12 protein-coding genes and 1 pseudogene are annotated in these 13,497 nt (G+C 46.6%); 2 read left to right on the top strand and 11 right to left on the bottom strand.

Annotated elements, in window-relative coordinates; genetic code table 11:
• Nucleotides 1-124: 124 nt before the first annotated feature.
• The gene (locus tag AB4X21_RS00520) at nt 125-1,294 is read left to right on the top strand and encodes a CynX/NimT family MFS transporter (RefSeq protein WP_369087987.1); all 1,170 of its coding nucleotides are present in this window, start codon (nt 125-127) and stop codon (nt 1,292-1,294) included.
• 86 nt (nt 1,295-1,380) lie between these two features.
• On the opposite strand, the gene AB4X21_RS00515 is transcribed toward AB4X21_RS00520, so the two are convergent.
• The 11 genes and pseudogenes from AB4X21_RS00515 to AB4X21_RS00465 form a co-directional block, all read right to left on the bottom strand.
• Entirely contained in the window at nt 1,381-2,517 is a 1,137-nt protein-coding gene (locus tag AB4X21_RS00515; RefSeq protein ID WP_155127609.1) for a LysM domain-containing protein, read from the bottom strand.
• Nucleotides 2,518-2,989: 472 nt separating this feature from the next.
• A complete protein-coding gene (locus AB4X21_RS00510) occupies nt 2,990-3,613 on the bottom strand; it encodes a V-type ATP synthase subunit D (RefSeq protein WP_369087986.1) in 624 nt (207 codons plus the stop codon).
• A gap of 3 nt (nt 3,614-3,616) precedes the next feature.
• A complete protein-coding gene (locus tag AB4X21_RS00505; RefSeq protein ID WP_003002370.1) occupies nt 3,617-5,002 on the bottom strand; it encodes a V-type ATP synthase subunit B in 1,386 nt (461 codons plus the stop codon).
• Entirely contained in the window at nt 4,989-6,779 is a 1,791-nt protein-coding gene (locus AB4X21_RS00500; protein ID WP_369087985.1) for a V-type ATP synthase subunit A, read from the bottom strand. Before AB4X21_RS00500 ends, AB4X21_RS00505 begins: the two co-directional genes overlap by 14 nt.
• A gap of 33 nt (nt 6,780-6,812) precedes the next feature.
• On the bottom strand, nt 6,813-7,517 hold the full coding sequence (locus tag AB4X21_RS00495; RefSeq protein WP_369087984.1) for a GNAT family N-acetyltransferase: 705 nt from the start codon (nt 7,515-7,517) through the stop codon (nt 6,813-6,815).
• Nucleotides 7,514-7,834, bottom strand: coding sequence for a V-type ATP synthase subunit F (locus tag AB4X21_RS00490; RefSeq protein ID WP_003009443.1), 321 nt, complete (start codon nt 7,832-7,834; stop codon nt 7,514-7,516). Before AB4X21_RS00490 ends, AB4X21_RS00495 begins: the two co-directional genes overlap by 4 nt.
• Nucleotides 7,815-8,834, bottom strand: a complete 1,020-nt coding sequence (locus tag AB4X21_RS00485; RefSeq protein ID WP_369087983.1) for a V-type ATPase subunit — start codon at nt 8,832-8,834, stop codon at nt 7,815-7,817. Before AB4X21_RS00485 ends, AB4X21_RS00490 begins: the two co-directional genes overlap by 20 nt.
• Nucleotides 8,835-8,843: 9 nt before the next feature.
• Entirely contained in the window at nt 8,844-9,434 is a 591-nt protein-coding gene (locus AB4X21_RS00480) for a hypothetical protein (protein WP_155127621.1), read from the bottom strand.
• A 70-nt stretch (nt 9,435-9,504) separates the two neighbouring features.
• A pseudogene (locus AB4X21_RS00475) lies at nt 9,505-9,980 on the bottom strand (V-type ATP synthase subunit K).
• A gap of 30 nt (nt 9,981-10,010) precedes the next feature.
• Complete coding sequence (locus AB4X21_RS00470) at nt 10,011-11,972, bottom strand: V-type ATP synthase subunit I (RefSeq protein ID WP_369087982.1); 1,962 nt, start codon at nt 11,970-11,972, stop codon at nt 10,011-10,013.
• Complete coding sequence (locus AB4X21_RS00465) at nt 11,962-12,285, bottom strand: hypothetical protein (protein WP_003009429.1); 324 nt, start codon at nt 12,283-12,285, stop codon at nt 11,962-11,964. The genes AB4X21_RS00470 and AB4X21_RS00465 overlap by 11 nt, the downstream gene beginning before the upstream one ends.
• A 293-nt stretch (nt 12,286-12,578) precedes the next feature.
• Here AB4X21_RS00465 and AB4X21_RS00460 point away from each other — a divergent pair, with 293 nt between their 5' ends.
• Entirely contained in the window at nt 12,579-13,418 is an 840-nt protein-coding gene (locus AB4X21_RS00460; protein ID WP_004219453.1) for a MurR/RpiR family transcriptional regulator, read from the top strand.
• Nucleotides 13,419-13,497: the final 79 nt, after the last annotated feature.

The raw sequence follows: 13,497 nt of genomic DNA, 5'->3' as shown, positions 1-13,497 counted from the left end.
ACGTTCCTTATTCCCTTAGCAAACGACAGTGAGAACTACGTTCCTTCTCCTTCATTTGTACAAATACTCCAATTTATGCTCGATCTATGTTATAATGAAGGGAATTTTTGTCTGAGGAGGATTTATGAAAAAAACACATTCTATGCTATTCATCCCGGGCATCATTATGCTTGGGATTGTTTTACGAACACCATTTACTACGCTTCCGACGGTCTTGTCTGACATCGCTGCTGGTTTGGGGGTAGATGTGAGCTCTCTGGGACTATTGACTAGCTTGCCACTTCTCACCTTTGCCCTTTTCTCACCTTTTGCGATTCAAGTTGCTAAAAAGTTGGGGATTGAGCGCCTCTTTTTCCTAGTTTTGATCGCGATTACGATCGGATCTGCCATTCGGATTATCAACCTCCCCTTCCTCTATCTGGGAACCATCTTGATTGGAGCTGGCATCGCCTTTCTCAATGTGCTGCTTCCAAGCCTGATTCAAGCGAACAGACCCCGTCAACTAGGCATTCTGACCACTTTGTACATCACTTCTATGGGGATGTCCACAGCGATCGCCTCTTCTGTCGCTGTTCCGATCACCAAAGCCACTTCTTGGCAAGGTTTGGTCAACATCTTGACAGCCTTGTGTGCTCTTGCTTTGGTCATCTGGATTCCTAACATTCGCTACAACCACCATCTAAAAAAGACGGCCACTACAGAATCTAGTAGCAAGTGGTATACCAATAAATATGTCTGGGCTATCATGATTTTTGGAGGCTTGCAGTCACTGCTTTTCTACACAAGTATGACCTGGCTTCCGACCATGGCTGTTCAAGCTGGCCTTTCAAAGGTTGAATCTGGACTACTGGCCTCCGTGTTCACCCTGATCAGTCTCCCATTCTCCTTGACGATCCCAAGTTTAACCACACGGTTATCCGATCGCAATCGACACTTGATGCTTGCGATTGTTGTCGGAGCAGGGATTCTGGGGGTAGCCATGCTCTTAATCCCGACCAGCAACTTCTTCTACTGGTTGGTATTAAATGCCCTGATTGGAAGTTCCGTTAGTTCGCTCTTCCCTTACCTCATGGTCGCTTTCTCCATGAAATCCAGCACACCTGAGAAAACTGCTCAACTTTCTGGTCTTGCCCAAACAGGAGGCTACGTCTTTGCAGCCTTTGGGCCCATCCTCTTTGGATATAGCAAATCTCTCTTCCACTCTTGGACACCTGCCATTCTTATGTTACTGGTCTTAACCATTATCATGGCGATTGCCCTTTATCAGGTGGAAAAAGTTGATCATATTTTATAACCATCGTCTGGCTGGAAGATTCGTCTTCCGGCCTTTTTTGTGCATACAAAAAAAGAACTAGGCACTTGTCCTAGTTCGAAGTTTTATTATCCGTTAAATGAGATATGTACGTGATCGTAGTGGTTTGCTGTATCTCCACCACGGTCTGGCATTTGGTTCCATGTGTTAGCAGGTCCGTAAATGTTGTCGACTGGCATGTAGAATTGTTGTTTCCAGATGATGTATGAGATACCTGCACGGTCCATGTTGTCAATTGCATATTGGGCAACTTGATCTCCAAGTTCAGAACTTGTCGGAACCATTACGTCTACTGCAAGCCCTTTACCATGGTCTTCTGGATCCCCTTCACGGTAACCACCGATATTTGTGATACCGAATTTCGCAGCGATTTCTTGACGGAAAGCTTCCGCTTGCGGTTGAAGGTGTGGATCAGTTGGAATGGCATTTGCAGCTGTTGGAGTTGATGCTAGTGGTTGCACTTCAGGGGTAGCAGCCGTTTCTGCTACTGGTTGTGCTGGAGCTTCCTCTGCTGGAGCTTCAGGAGCAGAAGCTGGTGTTTCAGCAGGTGTTTCCGCTACTGGAGCAGATTGAGGAGCAGCTGGCGCTACTTCTTGATTTTGAACTTCAACATTGACAGCTGGAGCACCGTAGTTTGGTGTTTCTGGAACAGCTGGTTGTGCTGGTGTTTCTGCTGCTGGTACTTCAACTACTGGAGCTTCCGCTGGGGCTTCTTGAGTTTCCGCTGCTGGAGCAACTGGAACAGCTTTGTTGTCTTCGTTAACTGGTTTTGACAAATCGTTGACAGCAACTGTTTGGTCATCAACTGTCACTTGGTTTGTTGTCAAGTCAGCACTTGCAACGGTTGCATCTGTCGTACCTGCTTGAGGAGTTTGGATTTCAACTGAAGTTACTTCTTTTTGATCATTTACTGTTGTTTTCAAAACAGTACCTGGGTAGATCAAATCCATGTTGCTGATGTTGTTCAAGTTTGCCAACACATGAACATCGATTCCAAGCGCTTCTGCGATCGAACTCAATGTATCACCATATTTGATGGTATAAGTTTGTTGGTTTTCACCGCTTTGTTGGATATCATGTTTGATTTCATCTACTGAGCGAGCTACCCAATCTTCAAGTGTTTCTGCAGTGGCTTTTGTAAATGGAATCACTGCAAGAGCTACTGTTGAAGCGATCAAGGCTTTCGTATTAACTTTTAATTTCATCTTTTATCCTCTTTTTTCTTTGTTTTTTGCTCAAGATTTTCTTGAACAAATGAACTACTATTCTATCTTATCACAATTAAAAAATAATAAAAGTCCTTTTGGGCTATTTAACAAAACTGTATTTTTCTTGTAACATTTCGTCTTTCTTGTCACATTGTTACAAACTAGTAACATAAAAAGAGGGTGGTGGAAGAAGAGTTCGAGGGCGCAAAAAACCTCATCAAGGAGCGGTTCTTCGATGAGGTTCTTGTATTTTTAAAGTAATTGAACACGCCCTAAATGCTGGGTGAAAAACGCAAACTGTAATAGTACTAACTTCAAAGGCACAGTAGCTGATTGGATTTTTCTCTCGCTTTAAGAGCTCGGAAAAATCCTAATCAGCCTTGTGGGGGCAGGACAACGAAGCATTCTATACAACAGTGCTTCTGTCCTGCTCCCTATTTTCCTTTGAGTTGCTTAACGGCTTTGTATCTTATTTTACCTTCATGATTCTGACGAGGTTGGCGCGTTCGGCTTCTTCGAGTTTCATTTCGATATAGTAGATAGTCTCTTTGAGGTCTGGGATGGTCGCATACTCGAGTCCATTCACTCGACGGCGGGTTTTCTCGATTTCATCTGCCATGAGTTGGCAGCTTTTTTCGATTTCCGCTAACTTGAGCAAATCTGGGAGTAGATTCCCCATTTCTTGAATGGTGCTGTCCATTTGACTGTTGGAGGCGAGGTAGCTATAAACCACGTCCCCTTCATCATCTCCGTACGGATTATCGATACGGGCATGGAGCTTGGGCACGCGCACACTCATGACATTTTCTTCCTCGATATGGAGTATTACTTCTCGAGTGGGAACAGCAAAGATTTCTTCTACCATAAGGTCACTCTCTAAGGACTTGGCCATCACGAAATCTTGCATATTGCCCACCAGCGCAGCCTCCACCTTTTGGCGCAGGCGATTATTCTCACGCACAGCTTCAATAAAACGGCGCATGAGTTCATCCCGCTTATCCTTAAGCAACTTGTGCCCCCGGGTTGCTGTCTTGAGGCGCTCTTTGAGAATATTAAGCTCCATCCGAGTTGGTTTTACATTTAATCGTGCCATAGGCTAATCCTCTTTGTTTGGCAGATACTTGTCAATCATCTCATCCTTGATCCGTTTAAGCTCTGTTCTTGGAAGGATGGATAAGAGTTCCCAACCGAGATCCAAACTTTCCTCAATCGTACGATTAGTGGTGAAACCTTGATTGATGTATTCCTGCTCAAAGCGATCGGTAAATTTGACATAGAGCTTGTCCGTATCTGACAAGGCAGACTCCCCAAGTACTACAGCCAGTTCTTTGGCTTGTTTTCCTTGGGCGTAGGCCGCAAAGAGCTGGTTCATGGTCGCCGCATGGTCTTCCCGAGTCTTGCCTTCACCAGAACCCTTGTCCTTCAAACGAGAAAGGGATGGAAGAACATTGATCGGTGGGCGGTAACCACTATTGTAGAGATCGCGGGACAGAATAATCTGACCTTCGGTGATGTAGCCTGTCAAGTCAGGGATGGGGTGGGTGATGTCATCTTCTGGCATGGAGAGGATTGGAATCTGGGTCACAGATCCTTTCTTTCCAACCAAGCGTCCTGCACGTTCGTAGAGGGTTGAGAGGTTAGTATAGAGGTAACCTGGATAGCCCCGACGACCTGGAACTTCCCGGCGGGCAGCGGATACTTCCCGAAGGGCTTCACAGTAGTTGGTCATATCCGTCATGATAACCAAGACGTGCATGTCTTTTTCATAGGCCAAATATTCGGCGGCTGTCAAGGCGATCCGAGGGGTGGCAATCCGTTCGATAGCTGGGTCATTGGCTAGGTTGATGAAGAGGACAGAGCGGTCAATCGCACCTGTCTCCCGAAGGTCGTTCATAAAGAACTCGGCTTCTTCAAAGGTAATTCCCATAGCCGCAAAGACCACGGCGAAGTTTTCTTCAGAATTAAGAACCGTCGCTTGACGAGCAATCTGAGCCGCCAACTCCTTGTGAGGAAGACCAGAACCTGAGAATACTGGGAGTTTTTGGCCCCGAACCAAGGTATTCAAATGGTCAATGGCTGAGATCCCTGTCTGGATAAATTCATCCGGATAGTCCCGCGAAACAGGGTTAATAGCTTGTCCATCAATGTCCAAGTACTTCTCTGGGATAATCTCTGGACCGCCATCGATGGGCTTGCCCATCCCGTTAAAGATGCGTCCGACCATGTCTTCAGACACAGGAAGTTCTAGGGGACGTCCGGTAAAGCGGACTTTGGCTTTTTCCAAGTTGATCCCGCTAGATCCTTCAAAGAGCTGGACCATAGCCTTGTCTTCTTGGACTTCGAGGACTTGTCCCTGACGGGTCGTTCCGTCATGAAGCTTGATTTCTACTAGTTCATTGTAGTGAACCCCTTCGACCTGATCGACAATCATCAAGGGACCAACAACTTCGCTGACAGTACGGTATTCTTTAATCACGCTCATTGTCTACTCCTCCTTTTGCGACGATTTGGTGTAGGGTTTCTACGATTTCTTCTTTCAGGGCTTGAATAGTTGCCAACTGATCCTCATGGATGAACTTGCTCCGGGCAATGCGGTCCCGAAGAGCCACGGTTCCTTCCATGATTTCTGTGAAGTAAGCCCCTAATTCTAGTGCTTTTTGACTTTCTTGGTCAAAGGTCAAAATGTTGGTCAACAAGGCCACCTGCTTGCTGAAAGAGGTATAGGTATCAACCTCATCAAAGGCATTTTGTTGCAGGTAGTCTTCACGGATCATCTTAGCCGCATTCATGGTCAAGCGGTCTTTTTCAGACAAGGAATCTAGACCAACCAAGCGGACGATTTCTTGCAATTCACTTTCCTTTTGAAGCAAGTTCATAGCGCGGGTCACTTTTTCAGACCAGCTGATTTGTTCATGTAGATCGATATAGCGACCGACTTCATCTTGGTAAAGCGAATAAGAACTCAACCAGTTGATGGCTGGGAAGTGACGACGTTGGGCCAATTGAGCATCTAATCCCCAGAAGACCTTGACAATCCGCAAGGTATTTTGCGTTACCGGCTCTGAAATGTCTCCACCTGGAGGAGAAACGGCACCGATGGCAGTAATCGAACCCTCACGCGCAGTGGTTCCGAGTGTCTTGACCCGACCTGCACGCTCGTAGTATTCGGCGATCCGGCTACCAAGATAGGCTGGGTAGCCTTCATCCCCTGGCATTTCTTCTAGACGACCAGACATTTCACGGAGAGCTTCTGCCCAACGAGAAGTAGAGTCCGCCATGATGGCAACGGAGTAGCCCATATCGCGGAAGTATTCGGCAATGGTAATCCCTGTGTAGATGGAAGCTTCCCGCGCCGCTACTGGCATGTTCGAAGTGTTGGCGATCAGAACGGTCCGTTGCATGATGGATTGACCAGTCGTTGGATCGATCAATTCTGGAAATTCATTCAGAACGTCCGTCATTTCATTTCCACGTTCCCCACAACCAACGTAAATTACAATGTCTACATTGGCAAACTTGGCCACCTGGTGTTGCACAACTGTTTTCCCAGCTCCGAAAGGACCAGGAACAGCTGCAGCTCCACCTTTTGTCACAGGGAAGAAGGTATCGATGACCCGTTGACCGGTGATCAAAGGCTCTACTGGAATGAGTTTTTGTGCAAAGGGACGGCCTCGACGAACCGGCCATTTTTGCATCAGGGTTCCCGTAAAGAGGCTACCATCTGCCTGCTCAATCTCATAGACCGGCTCTTCCACTGTGTAAGAACCTGCTGCGATCTTGGTCACACGTCCACTCACACCAAAAGGCACCATGATGCGGTGTTCCACCATATTGGTCTCCTGGACCGTACCGACGATGTCTCCAGCGACCACTTCTGTCCCTTCAGTCACACTTGGTTCGAAGGCCCATTTGGTGTCCCGATCTAGATTTGGAACTTGCACCCCACGAACGAGGAAGTCACTGGCAGTCACTTCTTGGAAGCGTTCCAAGGGGCGTTGGATCCCGTCAAACATCTGAGAGATCAAGCCTGGCCCCAATTCAACAGAAAGGGGGGCTCCGGTTGTTACCACTGGTTCTCCTGGACCGACTCCAGACGTTTCTTCATATACTTGGATAGAGGCTTCGTCCCGCCGCATCTCAATAATTTCGCCAATCAAACCAAGATCGCCGACCCGGCAAATGTCTTGGATATTGGCCTCCTGCATCCCTGATGCAACCACCAAGGGACCGGAAACTTTGATAATTTTTCCTTGAGTCATGTATTCCTCCTGGGAATCCTTTGTTTCTTTGTTTTACTTTTGTACTATCTCTCTTAGAGCTTGCTTTTGTTGGCCATTGGCATCGAAATTGCTTGGATCCAACCAGGCTTCGAAGCGCTGTTTGATAGCTGGCCATTCTTGGTCAATGATGGACAACCAGTCTGTATCACGGGTACGACCTTTATAAACAACAGCCTGACGGAAACAGCCTTCATATGTGAACCCTAAGCGCTCAGCTGCTTTGCGAGATGCTTGGTTTAAGGCATCGCATTTCCACTCATAGCGGCGGTAGCCTAAATCTTCAAACACGTAACGCGCTAACAGATACTGGGCTTCCGTAGCCATGCGTGTTTTTTGGAGCGCTGGTGAGTAGGTCACTGCTCCGACTTCGATCACCCGGTTGGCTTGATCGATCCGCATGAGAGAGAAAGTCCCCAAAGCCTTGCCTGAATCTTTGTCTACAATCGCATAGTAAAAGCGACCTTGGGCTGTCATGAGATCATCTAATAAGTGGTCCCACTCCTCCTCATTGCGGGCAGGGCCTTTGAACAGAAAGGTCCACATCGCTGCTGGAGAGTCCGGCCCGTAGACCTGATAAAGATCTGCTCCATGTTTTTCTTTTGAGAGGCGTTCGATCACAGTATAGCGACCCTCGATCCGCTCAATAGCTGGCAAGCGCCCTGGTGTAAAATCCGGCAGTGCATCGCCAATCGCTTGGCCAAATTCATTTGTTCTCATAAAATATCCTGTCCTACTGCTTTTTCGACATTATCACGAATCCGCTGTTGGCCCAGTCCTGTAGTCCCTCTATGGGTCGGGATAAGAATCAGAGCCGGTGTCAGCTGCTGGTCGTAAAAAGCCACTGTATCTGGAATGGCCTGAGCAATATCCTCTGTCAGGTAGATAATCCCGAAGTTTTCCCGACTGAGTTTTCGCAAGGTATTGATCGCTTCTTGCGGCTCTGTGACCGGATAGGTTTGAAAGCCAATCAGGCGAAAAGGAAGGATGGCGTCCCGATTGCCCACAACGGCGATCTTATAGGTCTGTTTGTCCATAAATCGGTCTCATCCTTTCTTTGATGTCTGCTAGCGGAAAACCATTGTCCAAACCAGAGAGGACCAAACGAAGGTTGGTCACCTCTAACTCTTTTCCGTAAAGATAACGAACAAGAGGGAGTGGTCCATCGACTTCAAAACGGCCAGCATCTAGAAGACTGAATTTCACCAAACTCTCTAAATACTCCAACTCTACGGTCTTTAGTTGACCAGTGCGCATCTTTTCTTCATAAGTCTCTAAGGCGAGATCGTAGTCCAGTGGATTAACTTGATAAAACCAGGTCAACCACTGACCGGATTCTAGCAGGTCGATCACCTGATAGGCACTGAGGCTCCCTTCATCTGAGAGTAATTGGTGCATAAAGCTGTGCGGTTTTTGCTGATCCATGGCCCGCTTAACTGTAATCGCATTGTAAAAGTCAATGGTCACGTCCACCAACTGCTTCAGAATCGGATGATCTAGACTGTCCCCTAAGTATCTCAGGTGTTTAAAATAAGCTAAGTCCATCCCGATTTCGAGAACCCGCAAGTCCTGATAGTCTTGGAATTCTTGCCAGGTTGCAGCCACTTCTTCCGCCATAAAGGCCGGACAATGCTCCGCAGAAAAGGTCGCCACCAAATGTTCGAGCACATCGAGAGAATAAGGACCGATAGGGATCAATAAGTGCCCCAACTTGCGCTCTGTCGCCTTGTGTTTTAGATAAACCTTGAGATTGTGATAGGTGTACTTCAAGGTAAAAAGGCTAACCAGGTCTGACTGAGGGCTTACCTCAAAAGCCCATTGGTATTCTGCCAACAAGGCTGCCATCAGGCGGGCTTCAAGGGCTGATAAATCCTTGATCTCGTGGCTGTCTAAAGCATAAGGCGTCCCTTGTAGCAAGCCTTCTCGACTCTCGCTGGAGGGACTTGCAAGCAACTGCTCAAACTGACTGGGACTGACAAAACTAGCCTCACGTACGCTGATTCCTGTATTGACTTGAGAATAGGTCCGTTCGCTCATTGCAACCTCCTAGTTCTCTTCATCTGTGAAAATGCTGGCTGCCATCTGGTAGCTTTCTTGCTCCCAAATGGAATCCACCAAATCACGGTAGAGATAGTTGTCATCAATCTTCCCAACCGACAGGATAAAGCCTGCTTGAGCTGGGATTGTTGCATCTGCAACCGTCACATTCTGATGCGTCTGCTTCAATCTCTCGAGAGCTGCTGAATCAAATTTAGCAGCGCTCACCGCCCCGAAGGTCAGGGTCACAACTTGTCCCTGATAGCGCTCTAAGACTGCATCTACAAACTGCATTTCCCTTTCAAGGGGCCAAGCCACCATCGCTTCATAAGCATCCGCAAAGAGATCCTTTAAGACTCGTTGCTTGGTGACAAGGGTTGATTGGCGTTTTTTATTTTCGATTTGTTGGGTTTCACGTTGCAATTGACGTTGAATCCGCTTGAGCTGCTCGGAGCGTTGATTGAGTTTATCTTGAATCAAACGCTCTTCTTGCGCAGTCTCTTCTTTTAGGATGGTTTCCTTGGCCTCTTCTAAGAATTTACGGCCTTTTTCGTGGGCTTGGGCCAAGATCGAATCCTTTAATTGGGTTTGTTCATCCATATCGTTTTTTCTCCTATTGCATGCGTCTTGTGTTTTTCGCCTCGCAAGGCGAATCCATCAAAGCTAGCTCTTAGCCGACGCGTAGGGTCAATAGGAAGGACACAACGAAAGCTAAGATGGCGTAGGTTTCAACCATGGCCGCAAGAATAACCCCTTTCATCATGTCTTCAGGGCGTTTGGCCAAGATTTGCATCCCTGCTGTCGCAACATTTCCTTGGTGTTTGGCTGAGAAATAACCAACAATCGCAACTGGAAGAGCTGTAAAGAAGTAAGCAACCCCTGTTTCAAGTGGCATATCTGGCTTAATTTGCAACCAGATCAAGATCCCGATAACGAAACCGTACAAACCTTGTGTACCTGGCAACAATTGCAAAATCAAGGCTTGGGCAAATTTTTCAGGTTGTTCTTTCAAGAGTCTCTTGCTTGACCCGTTTTACCAACCCCAAGGGCAGATCCCATTCCACTAAGTGCAACGGCGATCGCCACACCAAATGCTGCAAAGAAGGCGCCCCCATGGGCTGAAAAATATGATGCTAAAGATTCCATGAATATACTCCTATTTATTAAAGATAATACTTATTTTTTTGTTTTAATATAGCGTTCAGAAGGTTTGAGAGGACGAAATGGCTTGCCTCCTCCTTCGTAGAACTTACCGAAGAACTCCACAAAGATCAAACGGGCTCCATGCACATATCCTGACAAGAAGGACAGGAACATATTAATGGCATGTAGGACGATAAAGAGCACAAGCCCTACCGTAAACCGTCCAAGCGGTGGGAAGAGATTGACAATAAGGTTAAAGGCCGAACCGATACTAGCTCCAGACAAGCCCAAGGCCATCAAACGGGTGAAGCTGACCAAGTCTCCGACATAGCCACTAACATTGTAGAGGTTAAAGAGACCAGAGGCTAAACCGGACAACTTCTTGGCGCTGACAATGGAAACAATCAAGATCCCAATGGCATTCAAAATAGCTAACCACTTGCCAATCGGAACTAAAATGCTCATCCCTGGCAAGATATTGCCTACTGCTAGAAGCATTAAACCAAGTAGGATCAAGACCCAAGCAAAGCCCGCATTATAGGCTTCGGTGTAGTCTTTGAGGCGAACATTTTTCATTCCCCCTAGGAACAGGCCCACTAAGACAGTGACAAAACCAAAGACCACTGAGAGGATCAGGATGGTCATGGCGTTACTGGTCGTACTGATCAGGGCAAAAGGCATCTCAAATCCAAAGAAAGAGCCATAGACCACACCCCAAAGGGCAACTGAAATCCCGAGGAGACTGAAGAAACGAAGGTTCTTGGCTGTACTAGGCTTGAGCTTGAAGGCTTTAAGGGCAAAGCCTGTCGCTACCGTTAGCAACAGTCCATAACCGATATCTGCGACCATCATGCCAAAGAAAACAAAGTAGAAGAGAGAAACGATCGGTGTCGGATCTTTCTCGTAATACTTAGGCAGGGCGTACATCTCTGTGACTAATTCAAAGGGCTCTACCAAGGCATTATTTCGCAACTGGATCGGAACGTCATCCCAATCTTTTTCCGTTACATCGCGCGTCTCTAGTAAGACCCGAGAACCAAAACCTTCTTGCAAGAAGTCTCGCAATGAGGCTACTTGGGATGTTTCAATCCAACCCTCTAGGGCTACCAAGCTTTGCGTGCTGGCAAGAAGCGACTTGGCTTCCTCACGAGCTCCCAAACTCAGCAAGTAATCCATCTGGTACTTGAGCTGGTCCAACTCCTTCTGGGAGTTTTGCAACTCTGCTAGGGTTGCTGCAACTACAGCTTCTTGCTCTTTGATTTCCCCTTCTAGGCGATCCAAGTAGGCGGCCGGGACCTGCTCTTCTTCATAGTCCAATTCTTTGAACCCATGGTCTTCTAGAAGCTCCTGAACAGCTACACGATCTCCCGAGCGATACAAGATGACATAGCCGTGTTCGGTTTCAGACGTAAAGACTTCTTCTAGCTCCAGCTCAGGATGAGCTTTTAAGGAAGAACGAACAGCGTCTGTATCGCTATTTGGGATGGTCCCAATCAAGCCATGCACATAGTGAAAATTAGCGAGGGCAGCTGGCGTCACCTCTAACGGTCGCCATTTTTCTAAGCGCTCTATCTCTGCCTTTGCATCCGCAATCTTCTGACGAGCCTTGTCTAACACGCGCAATTGGCGTTTCAACTTGGTCAATAGAAGATCCTCATCTCGAATCATCCCGTGAGCCTGCAAGTCATCAAAAGACAAGCTTAAGGGTTCTTCCTTTAGAGCTTGCAGGGCCTTCTTCTCAGGCATGTAAGGCTCCAGAGTCTGAATCATTTTTTCAACTTGTTCTTGACGTTTTTGCAGCTCTACCAGGGCTTGACGATTGTCCTCTGTCAAGGGTTGAGACAAGGTATTTGCCTCAAAGGCAGCCTGCCACTCTTCCTGTTCACTTAGGTCATAAATCTGGATTTTTGCTTCAGACTGTAGCGCTAGTAGGAGACTGTCCAAGTCATCTTTGGACAAGATGAGGGACAGTTTTTGCATCTGACTAACGGCCATAGCTTGCTACCACCTTTTCTACAATGGCTTCAACTAACCCAGCTCGCTTATCGGTCATCGCCTGTTGTACCTTAGCATCATTGCGCGCAACCGTTTCTTCCAGATCTTTCGTTAAACGGACGAGTCTTTCCTGGGCGTTTTTTTCTGCCTCTGTGACCAATTGCTTGGTTTCCTCATCGTAATGCTGTGCCACTGTTGCAAGGCGATCGCGTGAATCCGTTCGGATTTGTTCAACTTGAGCTTCATAACCTACGATCACGCCCTGAGCAGCTTGCTCGATCTCTTGCATCATCTCGAGTGTTGCATTCGACATCGTCACACCTCCTTATTCAACTATTGTTCTTCCAACAACAGTACAATTATCTTAAATTATACCACAATTCATATCGTTTGTTCAGGCCCAACTGGGAATTTTCAGAAAATTGTGGACAACCAGCAAGCCCCTACTGTCAAGATTGGTAGCGTTCTCTTCTTTTCTTATATCCTGTTCCTAGTTTCAGTATTTCTTACTTGCTTTTACTTGAATAAAGCGGGTCCCCATGTTATAATGTGTAATATATTATAGGAGCATCCTGTTATTTCATCCTGTGAGAAAGGAGGATTGCTGTGAAACAAGATCAAGATTTACGCACCATTATCGCCAGCCATGAAGCTGAGTTAACGGATATGGAACGCGACATTGCCCAATATTTTTTATCATCCGAAGCACGACAGCACTCCCTGTCCTCTTCTCGTGTAACTGAGCTACTCCATGTCTCAAAGGCAGCTTTAACGCGTTTCTCTCAAAAATGTGGCTTCACTGGCTATCGGGAATTTGTCTATCACTTTAACGAAGAAACCAAAAATCAAAAACAGGTACAAGAGCATGACGAACTCACTCTCAGTGTCTTGCAACGCTACCACCATATCAGTAACGTCACTGAAAGCCTGGTAAAAGATTCCCAATTAGATCGGGTAGCTGAACTAATCGATCATGTAGACCGAGTCTATTTCTTCGGGATTGGTAGTTCCGGTTTAGTCGCCCGAGAAATGAAATTGCGCTTTATGCGACTGGGTGTCGTTTGTGAAGCCCTGACTGATCAAGATGGCTTTGCTTGGACGACCAGTATTCTCGATTCCTCTTGTTTAGTCATCGGTTTCTCATTGTCAGGAGGCACCAATTCCATTACAGACAGTCTTCTGGACGCCAAAGAAAAAGGGGCTAAAACGGTTCTTGTGACCGCTAACCCGGCTGCCATCCACCAAGGATTCACAGAAGTGTTACCGGCCGCACCTCTTCCTAGTAATACCTATATCGATCGAATCTCCGCTATTTTACCACTCCTCATTGTGGTCGATTTGATCTATGCTCATTTCCTTAATAAAAGCCGAGAACAAAAGGAAATTGTCTTTAATAGCTACTGGGAAAATAAAAAGCTTTCTGCTCAACGTTCTCGAAAATCTTAATATGGTCTCCCTATTTAAAAAGCATAAAATATCAGGTTTTCTTCATCTTTCATGCTTTTTTTGATGAAGCAAAAACAAG

The sequence above is a fragment of the Streptococcus sp. CP1998 genome, from assembly GCF_041026655.1.
Taxonomy (GTDB): domain Bacteria; phylum Bacillota; class Bacilli; order Lactobacillales; family Streptococcaceae; genus Streptococcus; species Streptococcus dentalis.
This window is presented reverse-complemented; position numbering and strand designations above follow the sequence as displayed.